Source organism: Trichococcus flocculiformis, from assembly GCF_963662535.1.
Taxonomy (GTDB): Bacteria; Bacillota; Bacilli; order Lactobacillales; family Aerococcaceae; genus Trichococcus; species Trichococcus flocculiformis.
Window position 1 is genome coordinate 754,832 of sequence record NZ_OY759718.1, and the last position, 25,511, is coordinate 780,342.

Annotated in this window: 20 protein-coding genes and 1 pseudogene; 14 read left to right on the forward strand and 7 right to left on the reverse strand. The window is 47.5% G+C overall.

Annotation, left to right across the window (positions count from 1 at the left end):
- Positions 1-45: 45 nt before the first annotated feature.
- Positions 46-387 (reverse strand): heavy metal-binding domain-containing protein, encoded by a 342-nt coding sequence (locus ACKPCD_RS03935; RefSeq protein WP_086989737.1) that lies wholly within the window; start codon positions 385-387, stop codon positions 46-48.
- A 463-nt stretch (positions 388-850) separates the two neighbouring features.
- Positions 851-2,085 (reverse strand): annotated as a pseudogene (locus tag ACKPCD_RS03940) (RNA-guided endonuclease TnpB family protein).
- 190 nt (positions 2,086-2,275) lie between these two features.
- Between ACKPCD_RS03940 and gloA2 the strand changes: the two are divergent.
- The 11 genes from gloA2 to ACKPCD_RS03995 all read left to right on the forward strand — a co-directional run bounded on the left by gloA2 (position 2,276) and on the right by ACKPCD_RS03995 (position 15,671).
- Entirely contained in the window at positions 2,276-2,656 is a 381-nt protein-coding gene (gene gloA2, locus ACKPCD_RS03945) for an SMU1112c/YaeR family gloxylase I-like metalloprotein (protein ID WP_321434059.1), read from the forward strand.
- 208 nt (positions 2,657-2,864) lie between these two features.
- A complete protein-coding gene (locus tag ACKPCD_RS03950) occupies positions 2,865-4,214 on the forward strand; it encodes a PTS sugar transporter subunit IIC (protein ID WP_321434060.1) in 1,350 nt (449 codons plus the stop codon).
- A gap of 30 nt (positions 4,215-4,244) precedes the next feature.
- Entirely contained in the window at positions 4,245-5,660 is a 1,416-nt protein-coding gene (locus ACKPCD_RS03955) for a glycoside hydrolase family 1 protein (protein WP_321434061.1), read from the forward strand.
- Between the two features lie 105 nt (positions 5,661-5,765).
- Positions 5,766-6,497, forward strand: a complete 732-nt coding sequence (locus ACKPCD_RS03960; RefSeq protein WP_321434062.1) for a GntR family transcriptional regulator — start codon at positions 5,766-5,768, stop codon at positions 6,495-6,497.
- A 288-nt stretch (positions 6,498-6,785) separates the two neighbouring features.
- The gene (gene mgrA / locus ACKPCD_RS03965; protein ID WP_321434063.1) at positions 6,786-7,775 is read left to right on the forward strand and encodes an L-glyceraldehyde 3-phosphate reductase; all 990 of its coding nucleotides are present in this window, start codon (positions 6,786-6,788) and stop codon (positions 7,773-7,775) included.
- 169 nt (positions 7,776-7,944) lie between these two features.
- Positions 7,945-8,841: a DMT family transporter gene (locus ACKPCD_RS03970; RefSeq protein ID WP_321434064.1), complete on the forward strand. Its 897-nt coding sequence runs from the start codon at positions 7,945-7,947 to the stop codon at positions 8,839-8,841.
- A gap of 144 nt (positions 8,842-8,985) precedes the next feature.
- Positions 8,986-9,972, forward strand: a complete 987-nt coding sequence (locus tag ACKPCD_RS03975; RefSeq protein ID WP_321434065.1) for a LacI family DNA-binding transcriptional regulator — start codon at positions 8,986-8,988, stop codon at positions 9,970-9,972.
- A 178-nt stretch (positions 9,973-10,150) separates the two neighbouring features.
- Entirely contained in the window at positions 10,151-11,443 is a 1,293-nt protein-coding gene (locus ACKPCD_RS03980; protein WP_321434066.1) for a galactooligosaccharide ABC transporter substrate-binding protein GanS, read from the forward strand.
- A 33-nt stretch (positions 11,444-11,476) separates the two neighbouring features.
- Positions 11,477-12,739: an ABC transporter permease subunit gene (locus ACKPCD_RS03985; protein WP_321434536.1), complete on the forward strand. Its 1,263-nt coding sequence runs from the start codon at positions 11,477-11,479 to the stop codon at positions 12,737-12,739.
- 2 nt (positions 12,740-12,741) lie between these two features.
- Entirely contained in the window at positions 12,742-13,590 is an 849-nt protein-coding gene (locus ACKPCD_RS03990) for a galactooligosaccharide ABC transporter permease GanQ (RefSeq protein WP_068561638.1), read from the forward strand.
- A 29-nt stretch (positions 13,591-13,619) separates the two neighbouring features.
- Positions 13,620-15,671, forward strand: coding sequence for a beta-galactosidase (locus ACKPCD_RS03995; protein ID WP_407702689.1), 2,052 nt, complete (start codon positions 13,620-13,622; stop codon positions 15,669-15,671).
- Positions 15,672-15,930: 259 nt separating this feature from the next.
- Here the strand turns inward: ACKPCD_RS03995 and ACKPCD_RS04000 are convergent, their stop codons facing one another.
- The gene (locus ACKPCD_RS04000) at positions 15,931-16,980 is read right to left on the reverse strand and encodes an aldose epimerase family protein (RefSeq protein WP_321434068.1); all 1,050 of its coding nucleotides are present in this window, start codon (positions 16,978-16,980) and stop codon (positions 15,931-15,933) included.
- A gap of 345 nt (positions 16,981-17,325) precedes the next feature.
- Between ACKPCD_RS04000 and ACKPCD_RS04005 the strand changes: the two genes are divergently transcribed.
- Together ACKPCD_RS04005 and ACKPCD_RS04010 are read left to right on the forward strand one after the other, a co-directional pair.
- A complete protein-coding gene (locus ACKPCD_RS04005; RefSeq protein ID WP_321434069.1) occupies positions 17,326-18,186 on the forward strand; it encodes an ROK family protein in 861 nt (286 codons plus the stop codon).
- A gap of 42 nt (positions 18,187-18,228) precedes the next feature.
- Entirely contained in the window at positions 18,229-19,194 is a 966-nt protein-coding gene (locus ACKPCD_RS04010) for a Gfo/Idh/MocA family protein (protein ID WP_321434070.1), read from the forward strand.
- 604 nt (positions 19,195-19,798) lie between these two features.
- On the opposite strand, the gene manA is transcribed toward ACKPCD_RS04010, so the two are convergent.
- The 4 genes from manA to ACKPCD_RS04030 form a co-directional block, all read right to left on the reverse strand.
- Positions 19,799-20,761, reverse strand: a complete 963-nt coding sequence (gene manA, locus ACKPCD_RS04015; protein ID WP_321434071.1) for a mannose-6-phosphate isomerase, class I — start codon at positions 20,759-20,761, stop codon at positions 19,799-19,801.
- A gap of 26 nt (positions 20,762-20,787) precedes the next feature.
- Positions 20,788-21,501 (reverse strand): GntR family transcriptional regulator, encoded by a 714-nt coding sequence (locus ACKPCD_RS04020; protein WP_068561633.1) that lies wholly within the window; start codon positions 21,499-21,501, stop codon positions 20,788-20,790.
- 151 nt (positions 21,502-21,652) lie between these two features.
- The gene (gene celB, locus ACKPCD_RS04025; RefSeq protein WP_288926871.1) at positions 21,653-22,936 is read right to left on the reverse strand and encodes a PTS cellobiose transporter subunit IIC; all 1,284 of its coding nucleotides are present in this window, start codon (positions 22,934-22,936) and stop codon (positions 21,653-21,655) included.
- 24 nt (positions 22,937-22,960) lie between these two features.
- Positions 22,961-24,355, reverse strand: coding sequence for a 6-phospho-beta-glucosidase GmuD (locus ACKPCD_RS04030; protein WP_321434072.1), 1,395 nt, complete (start codon positions 24,353-24,355; stop codon positions 22,961-22,963).
- A 189-nt stretch (positions 24,356-24,544) separates the two neighbouring features.
- Between ACKPCD_RS04030 and ACKPCD_RS04035 the strand changes: the two genes are divergently transcribed.
- Complete coding sequence (locus tag ACKPCD_RS04035; protein ID WP_321434073.1) at positions 24,545-25,465, forward strand: Gfo/Idh/MocA family protein; 921 nt, start codon at positions 24,545-24,547, stop codon at positions 25,463-25,465.
- Positions 25,466-25,511 lie beyond the last annotated feature (46 nt).

Here is a 25,511-nt window from a genome sequence, read left to right on the forward strand (position 1 = left end):
AAAAGGTATCCGGAAAATTGCTTCCCGGATACCTTTTCTGATTTTTTAGCCTAAATATTCTGATTCATCCATCAATTTCACAGCTGTACCACTGCAGGTGACCATCAGCATGCCATTATCGGCTCCCAGTACTTCGTAATCCATTTTCATGCCGACGATGGCGTTCGCGCCTTTTGCGACTGCACGATCTTCCATTTCTGCCAAGGCATTTTCGCGTGCAACAGTCAATTCATCCTCGTAACTCTTTGAACGTCCGCCAACGATGTTGCGGATGCCGGCTCCGAAATCTTTGAACACGTTGATGCCTGTGATGACTTCTCCGAAAACGATGCCTTTATAGGCAGTAATTTTTTTGCCCTCGATATGAGCGGTTGTTGTAATAATCATGTGACTTACCATCCTTTCTCCTGACGGTGAAACAATCAGTTCAACAAATCGATTATAACTTTCTGGTGATGCCTTCATTATATCAAAAGTTCGGCTTGAAAAGATACAGAAACCTGCCATCTTGGTGGCCGCTGGGCAGAAAAATGTTGTGGGTAAAATTGTACAGATTGTTGCTTAATGGTAAAATCAGAGAAGACTCGAAACAGAAGGGACGGTTACTGTCAACTACCAATGACTGAAGTCACGGCTTGCCTCTCGCCATTTCGTGACGAGTGCATTAGCTTCGCTAAGACTTTTAGGTTTACGCCTAACGCTACGCAGTTCAAACGTCCTGCGGACTCCTGAGTAGTTTGAGATCGGTTGGTCTCTCAAAATGTTGGCGTTACTCACTGCTCCATTCTTATTCAACCGGAATGGAGCAGCCCGACAGCTGACTTTGCCGGCAACCCAGCACATTTATGCACTAGGAATTTGCTTTTTGTTTCTCAAATTTGGGATTCTCTACGCCGCTTACGTATTGTGTTCCTAGTTGTTGAATATTCATTGCTGCAACACGGTCATCGTTTGAGCGATACCCGCATGGACAATGATATTCGTGGTTGTGGGTATCCCGATTGGATTTTTTGATTGTGCCGCACTTAGGACAACGCTGACTTGTATACGCGGCGCTTACTTCAACCACCATGGAGCCAACTTTGTTGGCTTTGTAAGTGAGCATTTGCCCGAATTGAAAAAACGCCCACGACACGTGCTCATAGCGTTGTGATTTCGCAACTTGTTCCGTAGCGAAACGCACGCCAATCAAATCTTCCAACACAAATACCGTATCGGAACCATATAGGAAAACGAGTGTCTTAGACAGGCAGTGGTTCACATCTGCCATCCAGCGGTTCTCTCGACTTTCCATTTTCCGGATACGACGTTTGGAGTTCCTGGTGTTGCGTGCTTGCAAACTACGGCGCAGTTCTTTGTAGTGTCTGCGCTTTTTCAAGACTGCGTTTCCGTTGAAGAAAGTGGTTTTATCTTTTTCGTCATAGGTTGTCACTAATTGACGCAACCCTCTGTCGATTCCGACAACGTGTTTGACGTCTGTCAATTCCATTTCGGCGATTTCTTTTTTTACCGAAATATGCAAGAACCAATGCTTGCCTGACTTGACCAATTTTGCCAAACCAAACGCCCAGGTACCATCAAAATACTCTTCAAAGCCGTTGAGGAAAAAACCGCACTTCACGCGCCCCTTCAGCGTATTGATTGAGAATGTTTTGCCATTATCGACAATGCTCCAATCGCGATTGCGCACTAAATCTGCTTGTGGTTGAGAAAACAGGATGGGGTGCCATAGCCAATTCAAGTCCTTTTGAACTTGCATGTGTACTTCCTTTCCGTCTCCATCTTTTTACCGCTGTCATATTTGTTGGGACTGCGACGGAGTTGTGTTTGGACGGTTTTGTATCGGGCCGTAACAGTCCGAAAGGTTGATTGGGTCAATTGGGATTTCAAATGGAACCGCTGGCGAACATCATGGTACAAAACTTCGTTTAATTTAATCGAATTTAACTCGAAATCGTGGTGAAAAACATAATCAGATACGTAATTGCATGCCTGCCTATACTGTTCGCAGACTTCTTGAAACGCCAATGCATCTTTGGGGTTCGAGAGCTTCAATTTAACTTTGATTGTTAGACTTAGTTCCACGGAATTTACCACCCTTCAATAAGCCTATTATACTACAATCGCAATTGAAAGCATATTAAAAATAGAACGTAAGTTCGCTTAAAATAAAAGAGGAAGGAGCTCGGAAATCAAGGAGATCTTTTGATCCGCTGGGCCAATCGGTTTCTCCTCCCACGACTGAAGTCGTGGGTTTCCGAAAACTATAAAAATCATGAAATTTGAAAAAATTCACCATGTCGCAATCATCGCCTCCGATTATGAGGCATCCAAATCTTTCTACACTGAGGTGTTGGAATTGCCGATCATCCGCGAAAACTATCGAGCGGATAGGGATTCCTATAAACTTGATCTAAAGCTGGGGGAGAGCGAAATAGAGTTGTTCTCTTTTCCGAATCCGCCTGAGCGGCCAAGCGGTCCGGAATCAGTCGGGCTCCGCCATCTTTGCTTCTATGTGGAGGATGTCGAGGCGACTGTGGCGGAATTGAACCGTAAAGGCGTGGAGACTGAGCCGATCCGCTTGGATGACTACACGAACAAGAAATTCACTTTTTTCAAGGATCCGGACGGCTTGCCGCTGGAGTTGCATGAATGATCTATGTATTTTAACCAGGGATGTCTCATTTGAGACGTCTCTTTTTTTCTTGCACGCCTTACGAGAATACATTTAACGATAATTTGTAAATACAAATATAAAATAGGTATTTACAATAATTAAGAAAGGGGTTACAATGTGAAAAAGAGAGTTGAAGGAGGCAACTCAGCTAACGGACAGAAGGACAAATAGTTTAGGAGGAAAAAGAATGGAGAACGCGAAGTGGATTGAACGATTAAATTTGATTGCCTATAAAATCAATGATTTGAAATACATCATCGCAATCAAAAATGCCTTTTCAATGTTATTGCCGGTCATCATCACAGGTGCCTTTGCCACGTTATTTTCGAATATGGTTTTCGACTCGACCAACGGGTTGGCTCAGTTTGAGGCTTTACGTTTCTTGGAACAAATGAAACCGATTACTCAAGCGATCAACTATGCCACCATGAATCTGATGACGATCGGGGCCGTCTTCCTGATCGGGATCGAAGTCGCCAAACTGAACAAAGTATCCGACCATTTCGCCGGTCTGTTGGCGGTCATCAGCTACATTGCAACGATCCCGACAGCGATCGAAGTTTTGTTTGAAGAGACGCCGGTTCCGGTCACGAATGTCCTTTCCAGCAATTATACAGGGTCGCGCGGCTTGTTCCTGGGCATGTTCATCGCCATCCTATCCGTCGAACTCTACACTTGGTTGAGCAAACAGGAAAAACTGAAAATTTCGATGCCCGATACCGTACCTACGAACGTCTCCCGCGGTTTTTCCGCCTTGATTCCGACCATCCTGACGGTTTCCATCATTGCGGCCGGCGCGCATCTGATCTACCTGATCACCGGATTGACTTTGTACGACATCATCTATACGACGATTCAGTCGCCGCTTGCGAAAGTCGTCCAAGGCTTGCCGGGCATTCTGCTTTTGATGTTCGTCTCACAGATTTTCTGGGTAATCGGGATCCACGGCAACCAGATGATTAAACCGATCCGCGAGCCGATCTTGTTGGCTGCCATCGCTGAAAATACTGCCGCTTTTGAAGCCGGCAAGGAAGTGCCGCACATCATCAATATGCCGTTCTGGGACATGTACATGAGTATGGGCGGCTCCGGCGTCACGATCGGTCTGCTGATCGCCGTCTTCCTCGTTTCGAAACGTGCTGACTTCAAGGAAATCGGCAAACTTTCCGTGGGACCTGGCATTTTCAACATCAACGAACCACTCATCTTCGGCATGCCGATCATGCTGAACCCGATCATGGCGATACCATTTATCCTGACGCCGCTGGTCACAGGCACAATCGGTTACTTCGCGACAGCGATCGGATTCGCCGGCAAAGCGGTCGTGATGGTTCCGTGGACAACACCACCGTTGATCAGCGGTTACTTGGCGACAGCCGGAAGTCTCGGTGCGGTCGCAACGCAATTGATCTGCATCGTCGTTTCCGCACTGATCTATCTGCCGTTCGTGAAGGCCAGCAACCGTGCGCTTGCGGTAGATACAGAGACAGAGACAGAAACAGAAAGAAATACAGAAGCGGCAACTGCCGTTGAATAATGGATGATCCGAACGGAAAGGGGAATGAGAATGATTAAAAAGATACCTGAAGGATTCATGCTTGGCGCGTCCTCATCCGCCTGGCAGACGGAAGGCTGGAAAGGCAAAAAAGAAGGACAGGATTCCTACCTGGACATGTGGTACAAGGAGGAGCCCTTCGTCTGGCATGAAGGCTACGGCCCTGCCGGGGCTACCGAATTCTATGAACGCTATCAAGAGGATATCGATATGATGAAGGAAATCGGACTGACGCATTACCGGACCTCGATCAACTGGGCGCGCTTCTTCACGGACTATGAAAATGCGGTAGTCGATGAAGATTATGCACAGCATATCAGTGATGTCGTAGATGCCTTGATTGAAGCCGGCGTCGAGCCGATGCTGTGCCTCGAGCACTACGAAGTCCCGGCTTATTTGATTGAGAAATACGAGGGCTGGGGCTCGAAGCATGTTGTCGAACTTTACGCGAAATACGCAGAGCTAGCCTTCGAGCGCTATGCGGACCGCGTCAAGCATTGGTTCACTTTCAATGAGCCGGTCGTCGTCCAGACGCGCGTCTATCTCGATGCAATCCGTTATCCGCATGAACAGAACACTTCAAAATGGATGCAATGGAATTTCAACAAGGTGATCGCTACGGCCCGAGCAGTCCAAATTTTCCACGAAAAAGGCTACAGCGGCCAGATCGGCGCCATCCTGAATCCTGAGGTGACCTATGCGCGCTCCTCGTCGCCGGCTGACCAAAAAGCCGCGCGGATGTACGATCTGTTGTATAACCGGATCTTTTTGGACCCATTGGTGAAGGGGGAGTACCCCGAAGAATTGTTCGGCTTGCTTGAAAAGCACGGCGTTGCGGTTGAATATACGCAGGAAGAGCTGCTCATCATCAAAGAGAACACGGTCGATTATCTGGGGATCAACCTCTACTTCCCGAAACGGGTGCGTTCTCCGCGCTACGAGTGGAACAAGGAGACGCCGTTCCATCCGGAATACTATTATGAAGATTTTGCTTTGCCGGGCAGGCGGATGAACACCTCGCGCGGCTGGGAGATCTACCCGCAGATTATGTACGATATGGCCATGCGCCTGAAATCGGAATACGGGAATATCCCGTGGTTCATTGCGGAAAGCGGAATGGGCATTGAACAGGAAGAGCGTTTTGCCGACAGCGAAGGCACCATCCAGGATGATTACCGCATTGCCTACATCACCGAGCACTTGAGTTCCTTGCTGGATGCCGTCCGTGAAGGCGCGAACTGCAGCGGCTACATGCTGTGGGCGTTCACTGATTGCGTCTCGCCGATGAATGCCTTCAAGAACCGCTACGGACTCGTGCGGATCGATCTGGAGGATGACCGGAAGCGCTCCTTGAAGCAGTCAGCCTATTGGTATCGGGGGCTGATCCAAAGTGGAGAGCTGGAAGTGGCTGAGCACGCATACAAGTGAGTTTTGATTTGTCTATTGCCTTCCGGCCGGTTGTCTATGTTATAATGAACAAATAGAGATTTGTAAATACAAATTTCCAAATCACATAGATAAGTGGTGAAGGACATGGCAAAATACAAAGAAGTCGCAAACGAAATCAGAAAAAGAATCAAAAGTAGGATTTATCATTCCGAAGAAAAAATTCCCGATCAGGAATCTTTGGCGAAGGAATTCGGGACCAGCCGCGTGACCATAAAAAAAGCGTTGGACTTGTTGAGCGTCGCCGGCTTGGTGTACACAATCCAAGGTTCGGGGACCTATGTGAAGAAAAATGCGGTCAATCTTGCCGAGAGCAGCATCAAAATCGGCCAGAATGTCGGTTTGACAGCCGCAGCCGGGGAACAGCTGGAGCTGAAGACGGAAGTCCTTGACTTCAACGTCCGTTTCCCGGATGAGGAAGAGTGCAACCAACTGAGCATCACGATGGAAGAACCGGTCTATGATATCAAGCGCCTGCGGATTCTGGACGAAAAACCCTATTCGTTGGAGCATACGATCATCCCGATTGCGCTGGCGCCCAACATCACGAAAGAAATCCTGAACCGCTCGCTGTACGATTATCTGCAAAGCGACTTGGGCATCGTCTTCGGGGATAATCGACAGACAGTTCGCGCAGTCAAACCAGATGAGAACGATAAGCAATACCTGCAGTGCTCTAAAGAGGATCCGGTGCTGGAAGTCAATAAAGTCATGTTCCTGGAAAGAGGAACGCCGCTGGAATATTCGGTCGTACACCACCGCTATGACATGGTCGAGATGTCTTTTGTCAACGTCAGCCGGGATGGTTTATTGGGCTGATCCAACCTGTGATTTTATGAGGGAATCAAAGGAATGCTCAGAGATAGCCCACTGAAACCACGTTGGCGGGGAAAAATGTCCGTAGGCAACACAAGGTTCCCCGTCAAAACCATTTTGCGGGGAATTTTGCTGTGGATTCGACCCAAAGATCAAACATGCATTTGGCTAAACCACAAAGGAACAGGTTAAGTGAATGATAAGACGATCCGTTCAGCTTTTCTCGTAAATGCTTTGCGTTGCATTGATGTAAACGCTATACTGGATATATTAACTTGTTGAGGTGATGACATGTATCAACCGGCTCAAAACAGATATGATAAAATGATCTATAACCGCGTAGGCAACAGCGGACTGAAACTGCCTGCCATTTCCCTAGGGCTTTGGCATAATTTCGGCGAGGTGGATCTGTTCGACAACTCGCGCAAAATGGTCCAACGCGCCTTTGATCTGGGGATCACCCATTTCGATCTGGCGAACAACTACGGTCCGCCTCCGGGCAGCGCGGAAGAAACATTCGGTAAAATCTTGAAAAAGGACTTCCTGCCTTACCGGGACGAACTGATCATTTCCAGCAAGGCCGGCTATGATATGTGGCCCGGCCCATATGGGGAATGGGGCTCCAAAAAATATTTGACGGCGAGCCTTGATCAAAGCTTGAAGCGGATGGGGCTTGATTATGTGGATATTTTTTATTCGCATCGTCCAGATCCGGAAACACCTTTCGAAGAGACTGCGCAAGCATTGGATCTGATGGTCCGTCAAGGAAAAGCGCTGTATATCGGCATCTCCAACTATTCTGCGGAGCAGACCGCTGAAATAGCCGCCATCTTCAAAGACCTGAAGACGCCGTTCATCATCCACCAGCCTGCTTACAACATGTACAATCGTTGGATCGAGGATGGCCTGCAGGATGTCCTGACGACCAACAAATTAGGCACTATCGCCTTCAGCCCGTTGGCGCAAGGCATGCTGACCGACCGCTATCTGCATGGCATTCCGGAAGATTCGCGTGCGGGGAGACCCTCTTCGCCATTCCTGAACGCGGAGCGGGTGCAAGAAACCATCGAAAAATCACGCGCTTTGAATGAAATCGCCCAGAGACGCGGCCAAACCTTGGCTGAGATGGCTGTGGCTTGGATTCTCCGCGACGGGAAAGTCACGAGCGTACTGATCGGCGCCAGTAGAGTGAGCCAAATCGATGATAACGTGAAAGCGTTGGAAAATCTTGCCTTCAGTAATGAAGAATTGGATGAAATCGAAGCGGTATTGGCAAAATAAGAAAGCGACATAGGCTTCCTGTCCCAGCGAATTTGCCGGACGGGAAGCTTTTTTGTGCAGAAATCTGCTTGCCGGGGGAGGGATTGTCGGGTAAAGTGGAAGTCGTATGCTTGTAATGTCGAATATGCTTATCGCAGTTTTACTAATTTTTCAGAAATGGAGTGATTATGTGACAGACAGAAGAAAGGGACAAATCGGACTTATTTTTGTGACGATGATATGGGGTTCAGGATTCGTCGTGAGTGCCATATCGTTGGAGTATTTTTCTCCATACCAAATATTGACACTGCGTTTTTTGCTGGCATTCATACTGATGGGAGCACTCTTTTTCAGTCAGCTGAAGCATGCTGGAAAAAAGACTTATCTGAAAGGTATCGGCCTGGGAAGTATCCTTTACTTGGCGTTTCTCTTTCAGACTGTGGGACTGGTCTATACAACACCTTCGAAGAACGCCTTCCTGACAGCTTTCAATGTCGTTTTGGTGCCGTTTATAGGGGCACTGTTTTTCAGAAGGAAAGTGACAGCCCCTGCCATCATAGGCGCGTTGTTGTCGATCAGCGGTATTGCCGTCATTTCCCTGACCGATTTCAATGGCGTAAACTTTGGGGATATGCTGACACTCGTTTGCGCGCTGTTCTTTGCCTTGCAGATCATCTTCACAAATCGGTTTGTATTGGGTGAAAATATTTATGCATTGACCACCATCCAGATGGGAACAGCTGCTGTGTTGGGAATAATCGTATCGCTCGCAAGAGGAGAATTCGCATTGCCGGCAGCCGGAGAAGGCTATTATTCCATCTTGTATTTAGGTGTAATCAGCACGATGCTGGCTTTTTTGGTCCAGACAGCTTCACAACAGTTCACCAAAGAGACGGAAACAGCGATCATCCTGTCGATGGAAGCTGTGTTCGGAATGGTCGCCTCGGCTCTATTTTTGAAGGAAGCGATAACGTTACGGATGCTTATCGGAGCAGTGCTGATTCTGGCGGGTGTTTTGGTTGTGGAACTGAAACCGAAGAAGAAAGAAATTAACCAGTCATTCAGGAATCTGGATATTCGGGAGTGAACGGGATAGGTATCGACGGAATCGCAGGACACCCGGCGGAAAGCTAGTATGGTTCGTTTTCTTGTGTTTTTGTTGGTGTTTGACGATTCAGAATGTTTCGGGTATGATTAAGGTGAATTTTTTTACTGAAAAGTGGGTGAATATATGGCAACGTTAAGAGATATCGCTAAAAGGACAGGATTTTCGATCACAACTGTTTCGCGTGTATTGAACAATGATCCGACATTGTCTGTTCCGGAAGAGACCCGTGATCGGATCTATGAAGCGGCTACAGATTTGGAATACCGTAAAAAAGTTTCCCGGCCACTCGTCAAAAATGTTGCGCTGTTGTATTGGGTTTCCGATATGGAAGAATTGCAGGATGTCTATTTTAAAACCATGCGTACAGAGTTGATCCGACAAGCGGATAAACAAAATGTCTCGGTGACTGTATTCAAAAGATCCCAAGGTATGGAGATGATTCCGCAAGACATCAACGGTTTCATTGCAGTGGGTTCGTTCAGCAATAAGGAAATCGCTTATCTTGAAACTCTGACAGAAAACGGGGTATTTTTGGATAGTTCACCGTATTCGGACATTTATGATGCCGTTCGTCCGGACTTGGATTATATCACCCGGAAAGCAGTCCGTTTTTTCAAGGAAAAAGGCCATAAGGAAATTGGATTTGTGGGCGGTACCTATGTGAATCCAGATACGCATTTGGACGAGATGGATATACGGGAACGGTCTTTCCGCGATGAGATGCAGCAACAGAATATGTTGGATGAAACACACATCTATATCCGGAGAGGATTTTCGTTGGAGACCGGTTATCAGTTGATGGATGCAACCTTGAAGGCCGGGAAAAAACTGCCCGGTGCCATTTTTGCGGCTTCGGACCCCATTGCGGTGGGTGTGCTGCAGGCTCTGAATGAGCATCACATCCGTATTCCGCAGGATGTCAGTGTCCTGAGCATTAATAATATATCGGTTGCAAATTATGTTTCGCCGCCTTTAAGCACATATGCCATCGATATGAAGGAACTTTGCCATACGGCAGTTTCCTTACTGTTGGAGCAACTGATCGACAAAAGAGTCATCACCAAAAAAGTACTATTGAATGCTTTTCTTATCGAAAGGAAAAGTACCTAGTGTTATAGATAAGGCGCTTTCGAACATCTGAATAGATGGGCGGAAGTGTCTTTTATTTTTGAATAAACAAGTAAAATGTTTTACCAAATAATAGGTGAAATTTTGTTTACTTTATTTAACTCATTTGGTATTATAATTTTAGTAAAGCGATTACATCTAATAGAGGAGTGTTTCGGATATGAAGAAGAAAGCCTTATTTTTATCACTCAGCAGTGTAGTTTTATTATCTTTGGCAGCGTGCGGTCCAGCCGAAAGTAATTCGGATTCCGCCAATGCAGCTGATTCGGCTGCTGGCCAAGAGGGGAATTTTGAGGGGCAAACTTTGGTCGTGTGGGAAGACATTGACAAATCAGTGGGTATCGAGGAGGCCATCGCCGAGTTCGAAAGTGAATACGGTGTCACTGTGGAAGTGACCGAAAAAGCATACGGAGGTCAATTGGAGGATCTACGCTTGGACGGACCTGCCGGAACGGGACCGGATGTATTCACGATACCAGGAGATCAAGCCGGAACTGCTGTAGTTGAAGGCTTGCTTAAAGAGTTGACAGTAGAAGAGGATGTTCAGAATCTCTATACAGATGTAGCTTTGGAGTCGCAGATGGTTGATGGAAAACTTTACGGATTGCCGAAAGTCGTCGAAACGACCATTCTTTATTACAACAAGGATCTTATTTCTGAAGCGGAAGTGCCTACGAATATCGAAGAATGGTATGAACTTTCGAAAACAGCGACAGCGGATGGACAATACGGATTGCTGGCTTTATGGGATCAGATTTATTATGCGCAAAGCGTAATCGGTGGCTATGACGGCTATATTTTTGCTAAAGATACAGACGGGAAATATGACACAGCCGATATCGGTTTGAATACGGATGGCGCGATCGAAGCGGCTTCCTATATCCAAAAATGGTATGAAGAAGGGTTATTCCCATCCGGTATGATCGGAGAGCAAGCCATCAATGTGTTGGATTCCTTGTTCAGCGAAGGGAAAGCGGCAGCTGTGATTTCAGGCCCATGGAATCTGGAGCCATTTTCCAGTGCCGGCATTGATTATGGTGTCTTGCCTTTGCCGGAATTGCCGAACGGAAATCCTATGAGTGCCTTCGTTGGCGTGAAAAGTTATAACGTGAGCAGCTATTCAAAAAACTCGGAATTGGCAGAATTATTCATCGAATTTATCACAAATGAAGAAAATTCGCTTCGCCGTTACGAAACAACCAAAGAAGTACCGGCTGTGAAATCTCTGGCTGAAGGGGATGCCTTGGCGGATGATCCTGCAGCCCAAGCAGTCGCACAGCAAAGTCTGCATTCGGAATTGACACCGAATGTGCCTGAGATGAATGAAGTTTGGTCTCCTGCGGATGCGGCACTACAAACCATCGCTACCGGAAAAGCAAAACCGAAGGAAGCATTGGATCAGGCTGTAGAAACGATCAAAAATCAAATCGAAGCGAACCATGGCGGACAATAAGGAATCCGGCACATAAAGAAAATGAGGTGAGAAATATTGAATCATAGTAAAACGGCAGCTGTCCTCTCTCTCTTACCGGGAGGGGGGCAGTTTTACAATAAACAGTGGCTTAAGGGCCTGCTCTATCTGATTGCGACAGTAAGCTTCGCCTTTGCTTTTGGAGATCTTTTGAATATTGGCTTATGGGGCATCGTCACCTTAGGAGAACAAATCCCGCGCGATAACTCGGTGTTTTTATTGGCTGAGGGCATTTTGGCAATCATCATCCTTTTCTTTGGAGTGACCCTTTACTGGTTGAACATACGGGATGCCTACAAAAATGGCCAAAGAAGAGATCTTCAACTGCCGGTTACCTCGCTAAGAGAGAGTTATCTCAATCTGGTTGAGCAAGGATATCCCTATGTCATCAGCGGTCCGGCAATCCTGTTGCTTATATTTGCGGTCATCTTCCCGATCATGTTCAGTTTTGCGTTGGCTTTCACCAATTATGACCTATACCACAGTCCGCCGGCACATTTATTTGATTGGGTGGGATTCAAGACCTTCGCGAATATTTTCACTGTCGATATTTGGCGTTCCACCTTCTTTGATGTCTTGGGTTGGACCGTTGTCTGGACATTGTTGGCTTCGACTTTACAGATCACTATTGGAGTATTTTTGGCTATATTGGTGAATCAAAAGGATTTGAAGTTGAAACGCTTCATCCGCACCATGTTCGTTTTGCCTTGGGCAGTGCCCGGGTTTGTGACGATTTTGGTGTTTGCCGGCATGTTCAATGATAGCTTCGGAGCAATCAACAACGATATCTTGGCTTTCTTCAGTATCAGTCCGATCCCTTGGATGACCGATGCGTTGTGGACAAGGGTAGCTCTGATCTTTATTCAAGGCTGGCTGGGTTTTCCTTATATATTCATCGTCACGACCGGCATTCTGCAGTCGATTCCGGAGGATCTTTATGAAGCAGCAGTCATTGATGGGGCGACGTCATGGGATAAATTCATGAACATCACGCTGCCTGTGATACTGACTTCGATGGCACCGACGTTGATTACGCAGTACACCTTCAACTTTAATAACTTCAATATCATCTATTTGTTCAATGGCGGAGGACCAGCGACTCCCGGCTCTACGGCGGGGGGGACGGACATTCTTGTGTCTTGGATCTACAAATTAACGATGCAGTCCAGCCAATATGCTTTGGCTGCGGCGCTCACGATCCTGTTGTCTGTTTTTGTCATCGCGATTGCCATGTGGCAGTTCAGAAAATCCAATTCGTTTAACCAAGAGAGGAGATAAGTATGAAGACGACAAAAAATCGCAGATATGCACGCTTATTCTTTTCCTACCTGATCATTGCATTCTTTGTTGGGATCATTGCCTACCCTCTTTTGTGGACGGTGGGCGCCAGTTTTAATCCTGGGAACAGCCTGATCAGCACAAGTATGTTTCCGGAAAATCCAACACTGGACCATTATCGGGAACTCTTCGCCGGCAAGAAAAGCTTGCCTTATGGGACCTGGTATTTGAATTCCCTTAAGATCAGTCTTTTCACGATGATCGGAACAGTCATCAGTGTGAGTCTGACGGGTTACGCATTCTCGAGATTCCGTTTCAAAGGAAGGAAAAACGGGCTGACGCTGTTTCTGTTGCTGCAGATGATTCCGCAATTTTCGGCCTTAGTCGCGATATTCGTGTTGGCGCAATTGCTGGGGCTCGTCAACAGTCATGTGCTGCTGATCCTGTTGTACATCGGTGGACAGATTCCCATGAATACCTATCTGATGAAGGGCTACATGGATACGATTCCGTATGATCTGGACGAAAGCGCGCGTATTGACGGCGCGAGCCATACAAAAATATTTATCGACATCATTCTGCCGCTGTCCAAACCGATGATAGCGGTGGCGGCCATGAATGGATTTACGGGACCGTTGGGGGATTTCGTCATTTCCTCGACGATATTAAGGAAGACGGAGGCGTATACGTTGCCGATCGGACTCTATAATTTAGTCAATGACGTGATGGGGGCCAGTTACACAACGTTTGCGGCAGGTGCCATTTTGATCAGCTTACCTGTAGCAATTATCTTCATACTGTTGCAAAAGAATTTTGTATCCGGTCTGACCGCAGGCGGTACGAAAGGTTAATCTTATTAAAGGAGTTTTCGACTATGGCAATGAGAAAATACGTCACCAAGAAGAAACAATTTCTTCATGGTGGTGATTACAATCCGGATCAATGGCTGGATCGACCGGATATACTGGCGGAAGATTTGGAATTTATGCGTCTTTCCAAAACAAACACATTTTCCTTAGGGATATTTGCATGGAGCGCTTTGGAACCGCGTGAAGGCGAATATGATTTTGGTTGGCTGGATGATCTTTTTGAAAAAATCCATAACAATGGCGGCAACATCATTTTGGCCACCCCAAGTGGAGCAAAACCAAGCTGGATGGCAAAAAAATATCCGGAAATCCGCCGGGTCACAAGCAAACGCGAGCAGGAACTTCAAGGGCGGCGGCATAACCATTGTTTCACAGCGCCTGTTTATCGTGAAAAGACGGCCCAAATGAACCGGAAATTGGCTGAACGATATGGGCAACATCCGGCTTTGTTGATGTGGCATGTTTCGAATGAATACGGTGGAGAATGCCATTGCGATCTATGCCAAACTGCATTCCGCGGCTGGCTGAAAGAGAAATACGGAAATGATCTGGAAAAACTGAACCAAGCTTGGTGGACCAGCTTCTGGAGCCATCGTTACCAAGAGTGGGATGAAATCGAATCGCCTTCACCTATAGGGGAGCATGAGATGCACGGCTTGGTTCTCGATTGGCGACGTTTTGTCACGGACCAGACGATCGCTTTCTACGAAAACGAAGCCAGCCCCTTGAGAGAATTGACGCCTGATGTGCCGATCACGGTCAATTTTATGGCGGACACGGACGAGCTGATTCCATTCCAAGCATTGGATTACAGCAAATTCGCTGAACATGTCGATGTCATCAGCTGGGATGCCTACCCGGCTTGGCATAAAGAAGGCGTCACGACAGCGGATTTGGCGATGCGGGTCGGGTTTGTCGATGACTTGTATCGGTCGTTGAAAAAACAACCCTTTCTCTTGATGGAATCAACCCCTAGCGGAGTCAATTGGCATGGTGTGAATAAAACAAAACGCCCCGGCATGCATCTCTTGTCATCCATGCAGATGCTTGCGCACGGATCGGACAGCATTCTGTATTTCCAATGGCGAAAATCACGCGGGTCATCAGAAAAATTACATGGTGCGGTAGTGGATCATGACCGTGATCCAAACAATCGTGTCTTCCAGGATGTGACGGAGGTAGGGAACGTGCTGGAACGACTCCAACCTGTTGCCGGCAGCTTCCGTGAGGCAGAAGTGGCTGTCCTTTATGATTGGGACAATCATTGGGCTCTTCAGGAAATTCAGGGCTTCAGCAAGGAAACGTTGCGTTATCCGCAAACGGCGCAAGAACATTACCGCTATTTCTGGGAACAGGATATTCCTGTGGATGTGATCACCGAGAAACAAGATTTTTCGAACTATAAAGTGCTGGTTGCGCCGATGCTGTATATGTTGCCGATAGCCATGCAGGAGCGCTTGAAAGCCTTCGTGGCCGCAGGTGGAACGCTGGTGACCACCTACATCACAGGTATTGTGGATGAAAATGATTTGACTTATTTAGGCGGCTGGCCGGAGATCATGCAGGAAATCTGCGGAGTAAAATTGGGAGAAACGGATACTCTTTATCCATCCGATAGCAATCGGATAACCTATGCCGGGCAGACTTTTGAAGTCAAAGATTACGCTGCTTTGCTTAAGGTAACGGATGGCGAAGTGCTTGCGACCTATCAGGATGATTTTTATAAGGATACGCCAGCTGTGACGAGACATAGCTTTGGAAAAGGCCGAACCTACGTGATAGGTGCCCGCACGGAACAAGCGTTTCATGAAATGCTTTACAGAGAAATTACCGAAGAAGCAGGAATCGGGGCACCTTTCGCGATTGAACATGAGAAGGGCGTTTCTGTACAAGTACGGACTGCGGATGAGGAAGCATATGTATTCGTGATGAACTTTACGGAAGAAGAACAGACGATCCTTTTGCCCTTCGAACTCGAAGACATGCTTACGCAGCGGAAAGAAGGCGGACAAGTCAGATTGGAAAAGTATGCTGTAAGGGTATATGTCCATAAGGGAATATAAATTGAAAGAGCCTGAGATGCGTTGATTCTGGCGGGTGTTGTGCTTGTGGAACTGAAACCGAAGACAACTGTGACAGACCAAAAATCCATTACGGATGTTCAGAACCAAGAAGATGCCGGAGACAGCACAGGGCATGCGAAAGGCTAAATTTTCCCGGTGAGGGGACTCTCGCCGGGTTTTATGCTGCGATCACACGAGCAAAAGAAGGTGGACCGTAAATCATCTGGATGATTTACGGTCCACCTTCTTTTTTCAACAATCACTCCTGCACTTCAAACTTGTAGGTGGTTTCAGCCGAATAGATTTCGCCCGGACGGAGTACAATATCGCCGAAGCCTTCTTGATTGATTGCATCAGGCAATGCCTGCGTCTCCAAGGTGATGCCAGCGTACTGGATGACCGGACTGCCGGCAATCGTGTACTTATCGATAGCGCCGTTGTGCATAAAGATCACGACACAATCCTGATCCGTATACATTTTGACGCTTCGGCCGGATTCTAGATCGCTCAGGACCGCATCAGGCTTTCCAGTATCGTGCTGCAGCAGGAAAGGGTGATCGAAACCGGCGACTTTTTGGGTCTGCGGGTGGTTTTGTTCAGCGGCAATCGCAAGTTTTCCTCCTTTGCGGAAATCAAAAGGAGTCCCTTCCGCCGGCAGCAACGCTCCGGTAGGAAGATTTCCGTCGCCTAATTCGGCAAAAACCGCGCTGTTCAGTTGCAGCTCGTGCTGCAGAATCGGCTTGTTGATGTCTCCGCTCAGGTTGAAATAGACATGGTTGGTCGGGTTGAACAAAGTTGGTTGATCCGTCGTTGCCCGATAATTAATTTTCCATTCGTTCTCAGCAGTAAGCGTATAGCTGACCGTTACCGACAGGTTTCCGGGATAGCCGTTGGCGCCGTCCGCATCGGTCGTTGTGAAATTGATGCTGGCTTCATCAGCGGAAGCCTCGATTTCCGCATCCCAAACATGCGTGTCCAATCCGGCGGGACCACCATGGAGTTGATTTTCCTCCTCGTTCACGATCAATTGATGCCTTGTTCCGTCCAAATCAAAAGAACCTTTTGCGATGCGTCCGGCAATCCGGCCGATAGTGGCTCCGTAATACGGGCGATGCGTCACGTAATCGTCCAAAGAATCCATGGCCAAAATCACATTCTCACTCTTTCCGTTTTTGTCCGGCATCATCAGTTCCGTGATGGTGGCGCCATAGGTCATTGCTGTAAGGGAGATGCCGTTGGGATTCGTCAAGGTATAGGCAACGACATCTTTTCCGTGAGCTTGGCCGAGTATTGTTTCAGATACTTTCATTATTTTTCCACTCTCCTAGTTGCGTAGTTGCAGATAGATCAGTCAATCTGCTATTTTTTTAAAGTATATTATCGTCTCCTTTTCATTGTAAGCGTTTAAATTTCGTAAAGCAACAAAAAGAGTAAAAAAAATTTCAAATTAAGTAAATATTTACTGAAGGCGTTTGCCCATCAGGGAAATGTTGAAATTCAGAGGAAAATGCCAGAAAAACGTGATTCCGCCAACTGAAAGCGTTATAATAGGAAAAGGTGCGAGCGTGCTCTTTCAGGACAAATCGGATGGATATCAAATGTACTCCGATGATGGCGACGCACACGAAAACTAACTAATTGGAGTGAGAAATTTATGCTAGTAGGTGGAATTGAAGCAGGCGGAACAAAATTTGTGTGCGCCGTCGGAAACGAAAATAATGAGTTATTGGAACGGGTTGCATTCCCAACGACTACGCCGGAAGAAACATTGGCGCAGGTATTTGCTTTTTTTGATCGTTTTGACTTAGCTGCAATCGGAATCGGTTCCTTCGGGCCGATTGACGTCAATAAAGACTCGGAAACATATGGATATATTCTTTCTACACCAAAGTTGGCGTGGAAGGATTTTGATTTTCTTGGCGCTATGAAGGAGCGTTATGCAGTTCCGATGGGGTGGACGACGGATGTGAATGCCGCTGCCTTGGGTGAATCCGCGTTAGGTGCCGCTAAAGGATTAAAGAACATGATGTATATCACGATCGGTACGGGCGTGGGCGCCGGTGCGATCGTGGACGGAAAAATTTTGGAAGGCATCGGTCACCCGGAAATGGGTCACATACTGGTGCGTCCGCACGAGGCTGACCATTATGCCGGGTTCTGTCCATATCATGGAAATTGCCTGGAAGGCATGGCAGCTGGTCCTTCAATCGACGGACGACTAGGTAAAGCCGGCAAAGATGTTGCGCCTACCGATGCGGTCTGGGATTACATCGCTTATTACATAGGTCAAGCTTTGGAAGCCTACACGGTTATCCTGCGTCCGGAGCGCATTGTCTTGGGCGGGGGTGTCATGAAAGTGCCGGGGATGCTTGATAACATCAAAGCTAAATTTGCGACGCTGCTTGCCGATTATGTGCCGGTTCCGGCAGTCGATGATTACTTGGTGACGCCAGGATTGATCGATGATGCCGGCATCACCGGGGCGCTCATTTTGGCGAATGAGATGAAAGGGTAAACGATAACCGATCAGATTGATAAAAAGGGAGCGTGTATTTGTATGAAAATCAGATGGGCAATACTTGGAACAGGGACTATCGCAACGGAGTTCGCTTCCCATTTTCAAGCGGACAATGCGGAATTGATCGCGGTAGCCTCCCGATCCAAAGAAAAGGCACAAGGATTTGCCGAACAGTATGGTATTCCCGCTTATTATGACGATTATATGGAACTGCTGGCGGATGAGGCGGTAGACGCTATTTACATCGCCTTGCCGCACAGCCATCATCATCAATGGATCAAGGCCAGTCTGGAAGCCGGCAAGCATGTCCTTTGCGAGAAAGTCATCACAGTCAACAAAATCCAGTTGGATGAACTTGTCCAGTTGGCTGAAGAAAAGGGGCTCTATTTAGCCGAGGCCATGACCATTTACCATATGCCGCTTTACCGCAAGCTGAAGGAATGGATTGCAGAGCAAGACTTAGGACCATTGAAGATGATCCAAGCCTCTTTCGGCAGCTTCAAGGACACGGATCCATCTGTTTATTATTTCAATAAAGAATTAGCGGGTGGCGCGTTATTTGATATCGGGACATATGCCTTGTCATTTGTCCGTAATTTCATGACCAGCAAACCGACTGAAATCATGACGATGGGCAATTTGCACGAATCTGGTGTGGATGAATCCTCAGCAATCATTCTGCGGAATGCTGAAGCAGAACTTGCGACGGTATCCTTGACTTTCCGGGCGAAAATGCCGAAACAAGGGGTAGTCGCCTATGAAAAGGGATTTTTAACGATTATGGATTATCCGAGGTCGACAAAAGCTATCTTCACTTCTTATGATGGAAAAGTAAGCATCATTGAAGCTGGGGATTCTGCGCAAGCCTTGAACTATGAAGTGGCTGATTTCAGCGAACGCATCCTTAATGGAGCAAAAAATGAAACGCTCACTTACACCGTGGACGTTTTGGAAATCATGGATAAGGTCCGCAAAGACTGGGGTCTAGTCTATCCATTTGAGTAACTAACAGAAACAGGCTGTCTCTCAAAAAAGAGGCAGCCTGTTTGGTGCGTGTGCTGACCGGAGGCGTGCGTGTAATCGCGTTGTTTCCCAGCTTCGGTTAAGGTTTGCTTCGCCGGAGTAGGCACGAGATGGAGGGTGCGTACCTCCGACGAGCCCTCGTTCGTCGGAGGACAGCCTGCGTCTGCATGCTCAGCTCCGGCAAACATTCCCTCACAGGAGGAAGATGAATACCGAAGCGCGCAACTCCGTCGAGAAGCCCGCTCACCGGAGGAGAGCACCAGCTCCCGTTAAGCTTTGCTTCGCCGGAGCAGGCGCAAGATGGGGATGCGTACCTCCGACGAGCCCTCGTTCGCCGGAGGACAGCCTGCGTCCGCATGCTCAGCTCCGACAAACATTCCCTCACAGGAGGAAGACGAATACCGAAGAGCGCAACTCCGTCGAGAAGGGCGCTCACCGGAGGAGAGCACCAGCTTCGGTTAAGGTTTGCTTCGCCGGAGCAGAAAAGGATAGATAGCCTTATTTAATGCACGCTCAGCTGTTGAGTGGGCTTCAAAAACAAGCAAAAGAGGCCGGCTCATTGGATTATGAGCCGGCTTCATTTTTCTTAGCTGTTTTTCGGGCCGGGTGTGGAGGCGATCAGTTCCATATTGCTGCCGGACAGTGTCCAAGCGGAAACAGTCGCAGGCAGGATAAAGTGGTCGCCCTTGTGCAACGGATAGACTTTTCCGGCGACAGTCAGACTGCCGCTGCCTTCGATGACGCTTCCCAAGGTGTAGGGAGCAGTTTTCTTGAAGGCCAGTTCAGAAAGGATGTTCCACTTGTAGACAGTGAAATAGTCGCTTTCGATGAAAGTCGTCACGGTGTTGCCGTCGACTGTGCTGGTTTCGAAGTGGTTCGCAGGATCCTTGTGCGGAATCATCGACACATCGATGGATTGTTGGATATGCAGGTCGCGTGTGTTGCCTTGATCGTCCTTGCGGTCGAAGTCGTAGACGCGGTATGTCGTGTTGCTGCTCTGTTGCGTCTCCAGAATCGTGATGCCGCCGCCGATGGCATGGATGGTGCCGCTCGGAACGAAGAAGAAGTCGCCTTTCTTCACTTTGATGTGGCGCAGCAGCCCCTCCCAGTCGCCTGCATCGACCATTTCCGAGAACTGCTCTTTTGTTTGGGCATTGTGTCCGTAGATGATTTCGGCGTCGTCATCGGCATCGATGATGTACCAGCATTCGGTTTTCCCGAGCTCGCCTTCATGCTTCAGTCCATAGGCATCATCCGGATGCACTTGGACGGACAGGGCTTCGGCGGCGTCGATGATTTTGGTCAGCAACGGGAAGACGGGCGAAGTCGGATTTTCGAACAGCTCAGGATGCTCCGCATAAAGGACATCCAGGCGGGTGCCGGCGTAGGTGCCGTTTTCCACCGCGCCAGTGCCGTCGGGATGGGCGCTGATGGCCCAGCATTCCCCGGTATGGTTACTGGGGATGTCGTACCCGTAGATATCGCGCAGCTTGGTGCCGCCCCAGATTTTTTCTTGCAGGACAGGTTGGATGAACAATGGCTCTTGCATGTTTTTCCTCCTAATATTTTTATTTGTTATTGTTTAATAATATCGGTGATGGTGTAGGAACGTGTATCGAAGCGACTGCGAGCAGTGGAGTACTCGAAGGGAGTCCCATTCGTCAGATAAACGACTTGTTCCACTTCAAGAATCGGCGTATGCTGATCGCATGCCAATTCTTGCCAATCCAGTTCATTAGAACGATCAGCGTGGATCTTTCGGTAAGCGCCACCGATTTTTAGTCCTAAGGTATCGCGGATATGGTCATAGATGGAATGGTGGATAATATCTTCAGTCAAGTCCTTGACCAATCCGGCTACAAAGTAAGTATCTTCCAGTATATAAGGTTTGTCGTCAATAATCCTCAGGCGTTGCAGGTGGTAGACAGGCTGATTGTCCTCCAACATCAACAAGGATTGGATATTTTCGGAAGGGAACAGGATATCGAAGAGGATGATTTTGCTCTTCACCGTTTTATTCGGAAACTGTTTGGATAAGCCGGCATATTCATCCGCTTTGGAATCTCCGCTATTCCAGAGGGCGCTCTTGATGACAAAAGTTCCGACACCCCGTTTGCGGAAAATCAGGCCCTCCATTGCAATCATATCGATGGCTTTCTTTAAGGTCATCCGGCTGACGCCGAATTCTTCCGCCAAAGCAATCTGGTCCGGGAGCATTTCACCTTCCGCATATTCCCCATCGGCGATGCGGCGCCGCAGCTCATCCGCGATTTCTTCATATTTTTTCATTACAGTCGCTCCTTCCGGGAATTAAACGATTTTGATTCCCATTATACCGTAATGGCTAGACTTGAAACAAGCTAAGCTCTATATTTAGCTGATTAAGGAAAGACAAAGGCCCGAAGCATACTGCCTCGGGCCTTCAATTTAGATAAACCGATTATGCAGCTTCTTCGACAGTAAGGGCCAAATTCGCTTTATCGACAACTTTCAGGAATGGATACCACATCACTCCGACGATTGCCACATCAATCAGTTGCAACAAGCCGCCCATAAGCGAGTTGGTGGCCATCATTCCGCTGAAGAACAAGGGAACAGTCCAAGGAACCGTTACGCCTGTTGGAGCAGGAACCAATCCTGAAGCCATCGAAAAGTAGTTGATAGTAGTGACGATCAGCGGTGTCAATACCCAAGGAATCAGGATGGAGGCGTTCAATACGATCGGCAAGCCGAAGATGACAGGCTCGTTTACGTTGAATAAGCCAGGTCCGATCGCCAAACGACCGATATCTTTCATTTGTCTGCTCTTCATGACGAATGCCATCAGGATGACTACCATCAATGTCATACCGGAACCGCCCAGGCCGACAGTGAATGTTTCCATGAAAGGTTTCGTGATGATGTGCGGCAAGGCTTCACCTGCTTTAAAAGCATCCAGGTTCTCAAGAGCCAAAGTATTCCAGATTGGATCCATTACCGAGTTGACGATGATTTGACCATGTAATCCGAAGAACCATAGAATTTGGACGAAGAACAAGGATAACAGTGTTGCAGGCAAGCCGCTTCCCAAACCTACCAAAGGTTTTTGAATAACTGTGTAGATGACATCGTGCAAGTTGGTAGTGAACACACCGGAAACCAAAGCATTCAGCAACAAGAAGACGGTCAATGTAGAGATGGCAGGAATCAGAGAAGCGAAGGAGCGGGCAACGGCATCAGGAACACCTTCAGGCATCTTGATGACGATACCTTTTTTCGTGATGCGGACATAGATTTCAGCTGCGATAAAGGCAGCCAGCATGCCGATGAACATCCCTTTTGCACCCAAACGATCCAAGGACAGCGCACCGCTTACTTCGGCGCCTTCTGCAGTCGTGAAGTTGAAAGGCGTCAGAATCAGGTAGGAAGCCAATGATACGGCTCCACCAAAGACGCCGTCCTCATCATAAGAGCGGGTCAGGTAATAGCCGATACCGAATGTGACGAAAATCGTCATGATCGACATGGTCGCATTTTGACCGTTTCCGAAGAGGCCGCCCAAAGTCCCTTTCAAGTCATCGCTCCAAAATGGCAAATTGTTCAGCACCACTACGATCGATCCGAACATCGTCAGCGGGAAAGAAAGCATAAAAGCGTCACGCAATACTGCTAAATATCTGTTTGAGCCGAGTTTGCCGGCAAGCGGAGTCAATTTTTCAGCTAAATTATCAATAAAATTATTCATTAGTCATTTCCTCTCTTAGAAAAACTATGCGTCAAAACCATTATTGTCAGAAACCTCTTTGAACCAGTAGCCACTTTTCTTGATTGTGCGTTTTCCTTCTTGCGTTAGATCCACTGCTATGAAGCCATAGCGGTTTTTGTAGGCGTTGGTCCAAGACCAGTTATCCATGCACGTCCACATGTGGTAGCCTTTGACATTGCAACCTTCCTGCAGCGCCTGATGGACATATTTCAGATGATCTTGGACAAATTCGATACGGTAATCATCTTCGATCATGCCATCGGCGTTGACGAAGCGCTCTTCGCCCTCTACACCCATCCCGTTTTCGGAGATGAAGCAAGGCAGGTTGCCGTAGTTGTCACGGACATTGATCAGGCAATCGTAAATACCTTTTTCGTAGATTTCCCAACCGCGGTACGGATTCATTTTGCGTTCCGGCCAGATATAGTTATCGAAGTAATCATCCGGCATCGGTTTATCCGACAAGCGCTCTGTGCTTTCTTTTTTCATGATGCGCCTAGGCTGATAGTAATTGATCCCCAGAATGTCGATGGTATTATGTTTGATGAGTTCCAGTTCCGATTGCATATATTCCGGTAGATAATCCAATTCCTTCAACAGCAAAACCAAATCCTCGGGGAAGGTGCCTTTGATGGCAGGATCCAAGAAGGAGCGGTTGAAGAATGCGTCAGCAAGACGGGCTGCCTTAACGTCTTCAGGATCATTCTCATTGCGCGGATAACTAGGCGTCAAATTGAGGATGATGCCGATTTGTCCGTCAAGGTTCATTTCATGATAAATTTTGATAGCTTTTGCGCTTGCCAAAGTTTCATGATAAGCGACTTGAACGGCTTTTTTCAGATCCACGACACTAGGGTAGTGGAATTGGTAAAGATAGCCACCTTCGACCGGAACGATCGGTTCATTGTGGGTGAACCATTTTTTTACGCGGTCGCCGAACAGCTCGAAGCAGAGGCGTGCATAATCTGCATAGGCATCCACGACTTCTTTGCTTTCCCAGCCTCCTTTCTGTTGTAATGACAACGGCATATCAAAGTGATAAAGATTCATAAAAGGTTCGATGCCGTTGGCCAACAACTCGTCGATGTAGCTATTGTAGAAAGCCACTGCTTCCGGATTCACTGCGCCAATCCCATCTGGAATCAGACGACTCCATTGGATGGAGGTTCGATACGTCGTGTGTCCCGTTTTTTTCATGAGTGCTATATCTTCTTTGTAGCGATTGTATACATAAGATGTGTTTTCGGGTCCTACCTGATTGAAGAACAGCTCAGGGTTCTGCTTGTACCAATGATCCCAGATATTGTCCCCCTTGCCGTCTCCGGCCACCGTACCCTCTGTTTGTGGTCCGCTTGCTGCCGAACCCCACCAGAAATCTTCAGGAAATTCATATTTCATCTAAACAACTCCGTTTCTATGTCTATACATAACTTTAAATAGAATTATACAAAACGATAAAAGAAAATGCAATCGATTTCATTCGAAAATATATATTTTTATTATTTCTCAATTATTTTCGCGTTCTGACGAGAATTGGAGAGTTGATTATGGTATAAAGAGAACAAACAGGTTTGGAGGCGATAGGTGATGAAAATTGGAGTCATCGGATTAGGGGATATTGCGCAAAAAGCGTATCTGCCGGTTATGGTTGAGATGCAGGATGAGGTGGAATGGCATCTGTGCTCGCGGAACAAGGAGACGCTGGAAACGGTAGGGAAGAAATTTGGGTTCCAACATTTGTACACTTCGATGGAGGAATGGTTGGACAGCGGGATCGATGCTGCCTTTGTGCACGTGGCGACCGTTGCCCATGCGGAAATCATCCGCAAGCTGTTGGAGCGCGGCATTTCGGTCTATGTGGACAAGCCCATCAGCGATGATTTGGAAGAAACAAAGCAACTGATCGAGTTGGCCGATGCCAAGGGCTTGCTGCTTACCGCTGGCTTCAATCGCCGGTTTGCTCCGATGGTGGAACGGCTGAAAGAGATTCCTGACAAAAAGATGATCCTGATTCAGAAGGATCGTGTAAAGAATGTAGAACCGGTCCGTTTTGCCGTTTATGATTTGTTCATCCATATCGCGGATACCGCTTTGTATTTGTTGGATGATGAAGTAGTTTCGGTGCAATCGCATCTGGTCGAAAACGAAGGGGAACTGAAACGACTCTGGCTGATGCTCGAGACGAAGAGTACCACTTGTTTCGTTTCGATGAACTATGAAGCGGGAGCCAATCAGGAAGTCATGGAAGTCCAAAGTCCGGAGGGGATTACGCGTGTCCTGAATTTGACGGATATGACCATTGTACAAAAAAATGGCAAGCAGCAAGTTGCTTTTGGCGATTGGGAAGGGACACTCCGAAAAAGAGGGTTTGCACCTTTAATCGCTGCATTTGTTGCAGGAGTAAAAGAAAAAACAAATCCTGTCTCCACGGAATCAAGCTATCTGAGCCACTCGTTGTGCGAGAAAATACTCGCCGACAATGGATTCGGATTCAAGCCAAACGAATAGGTCGGAATTTTTGTAGGTACAATTTATATTTTTTTATTAATTTGTT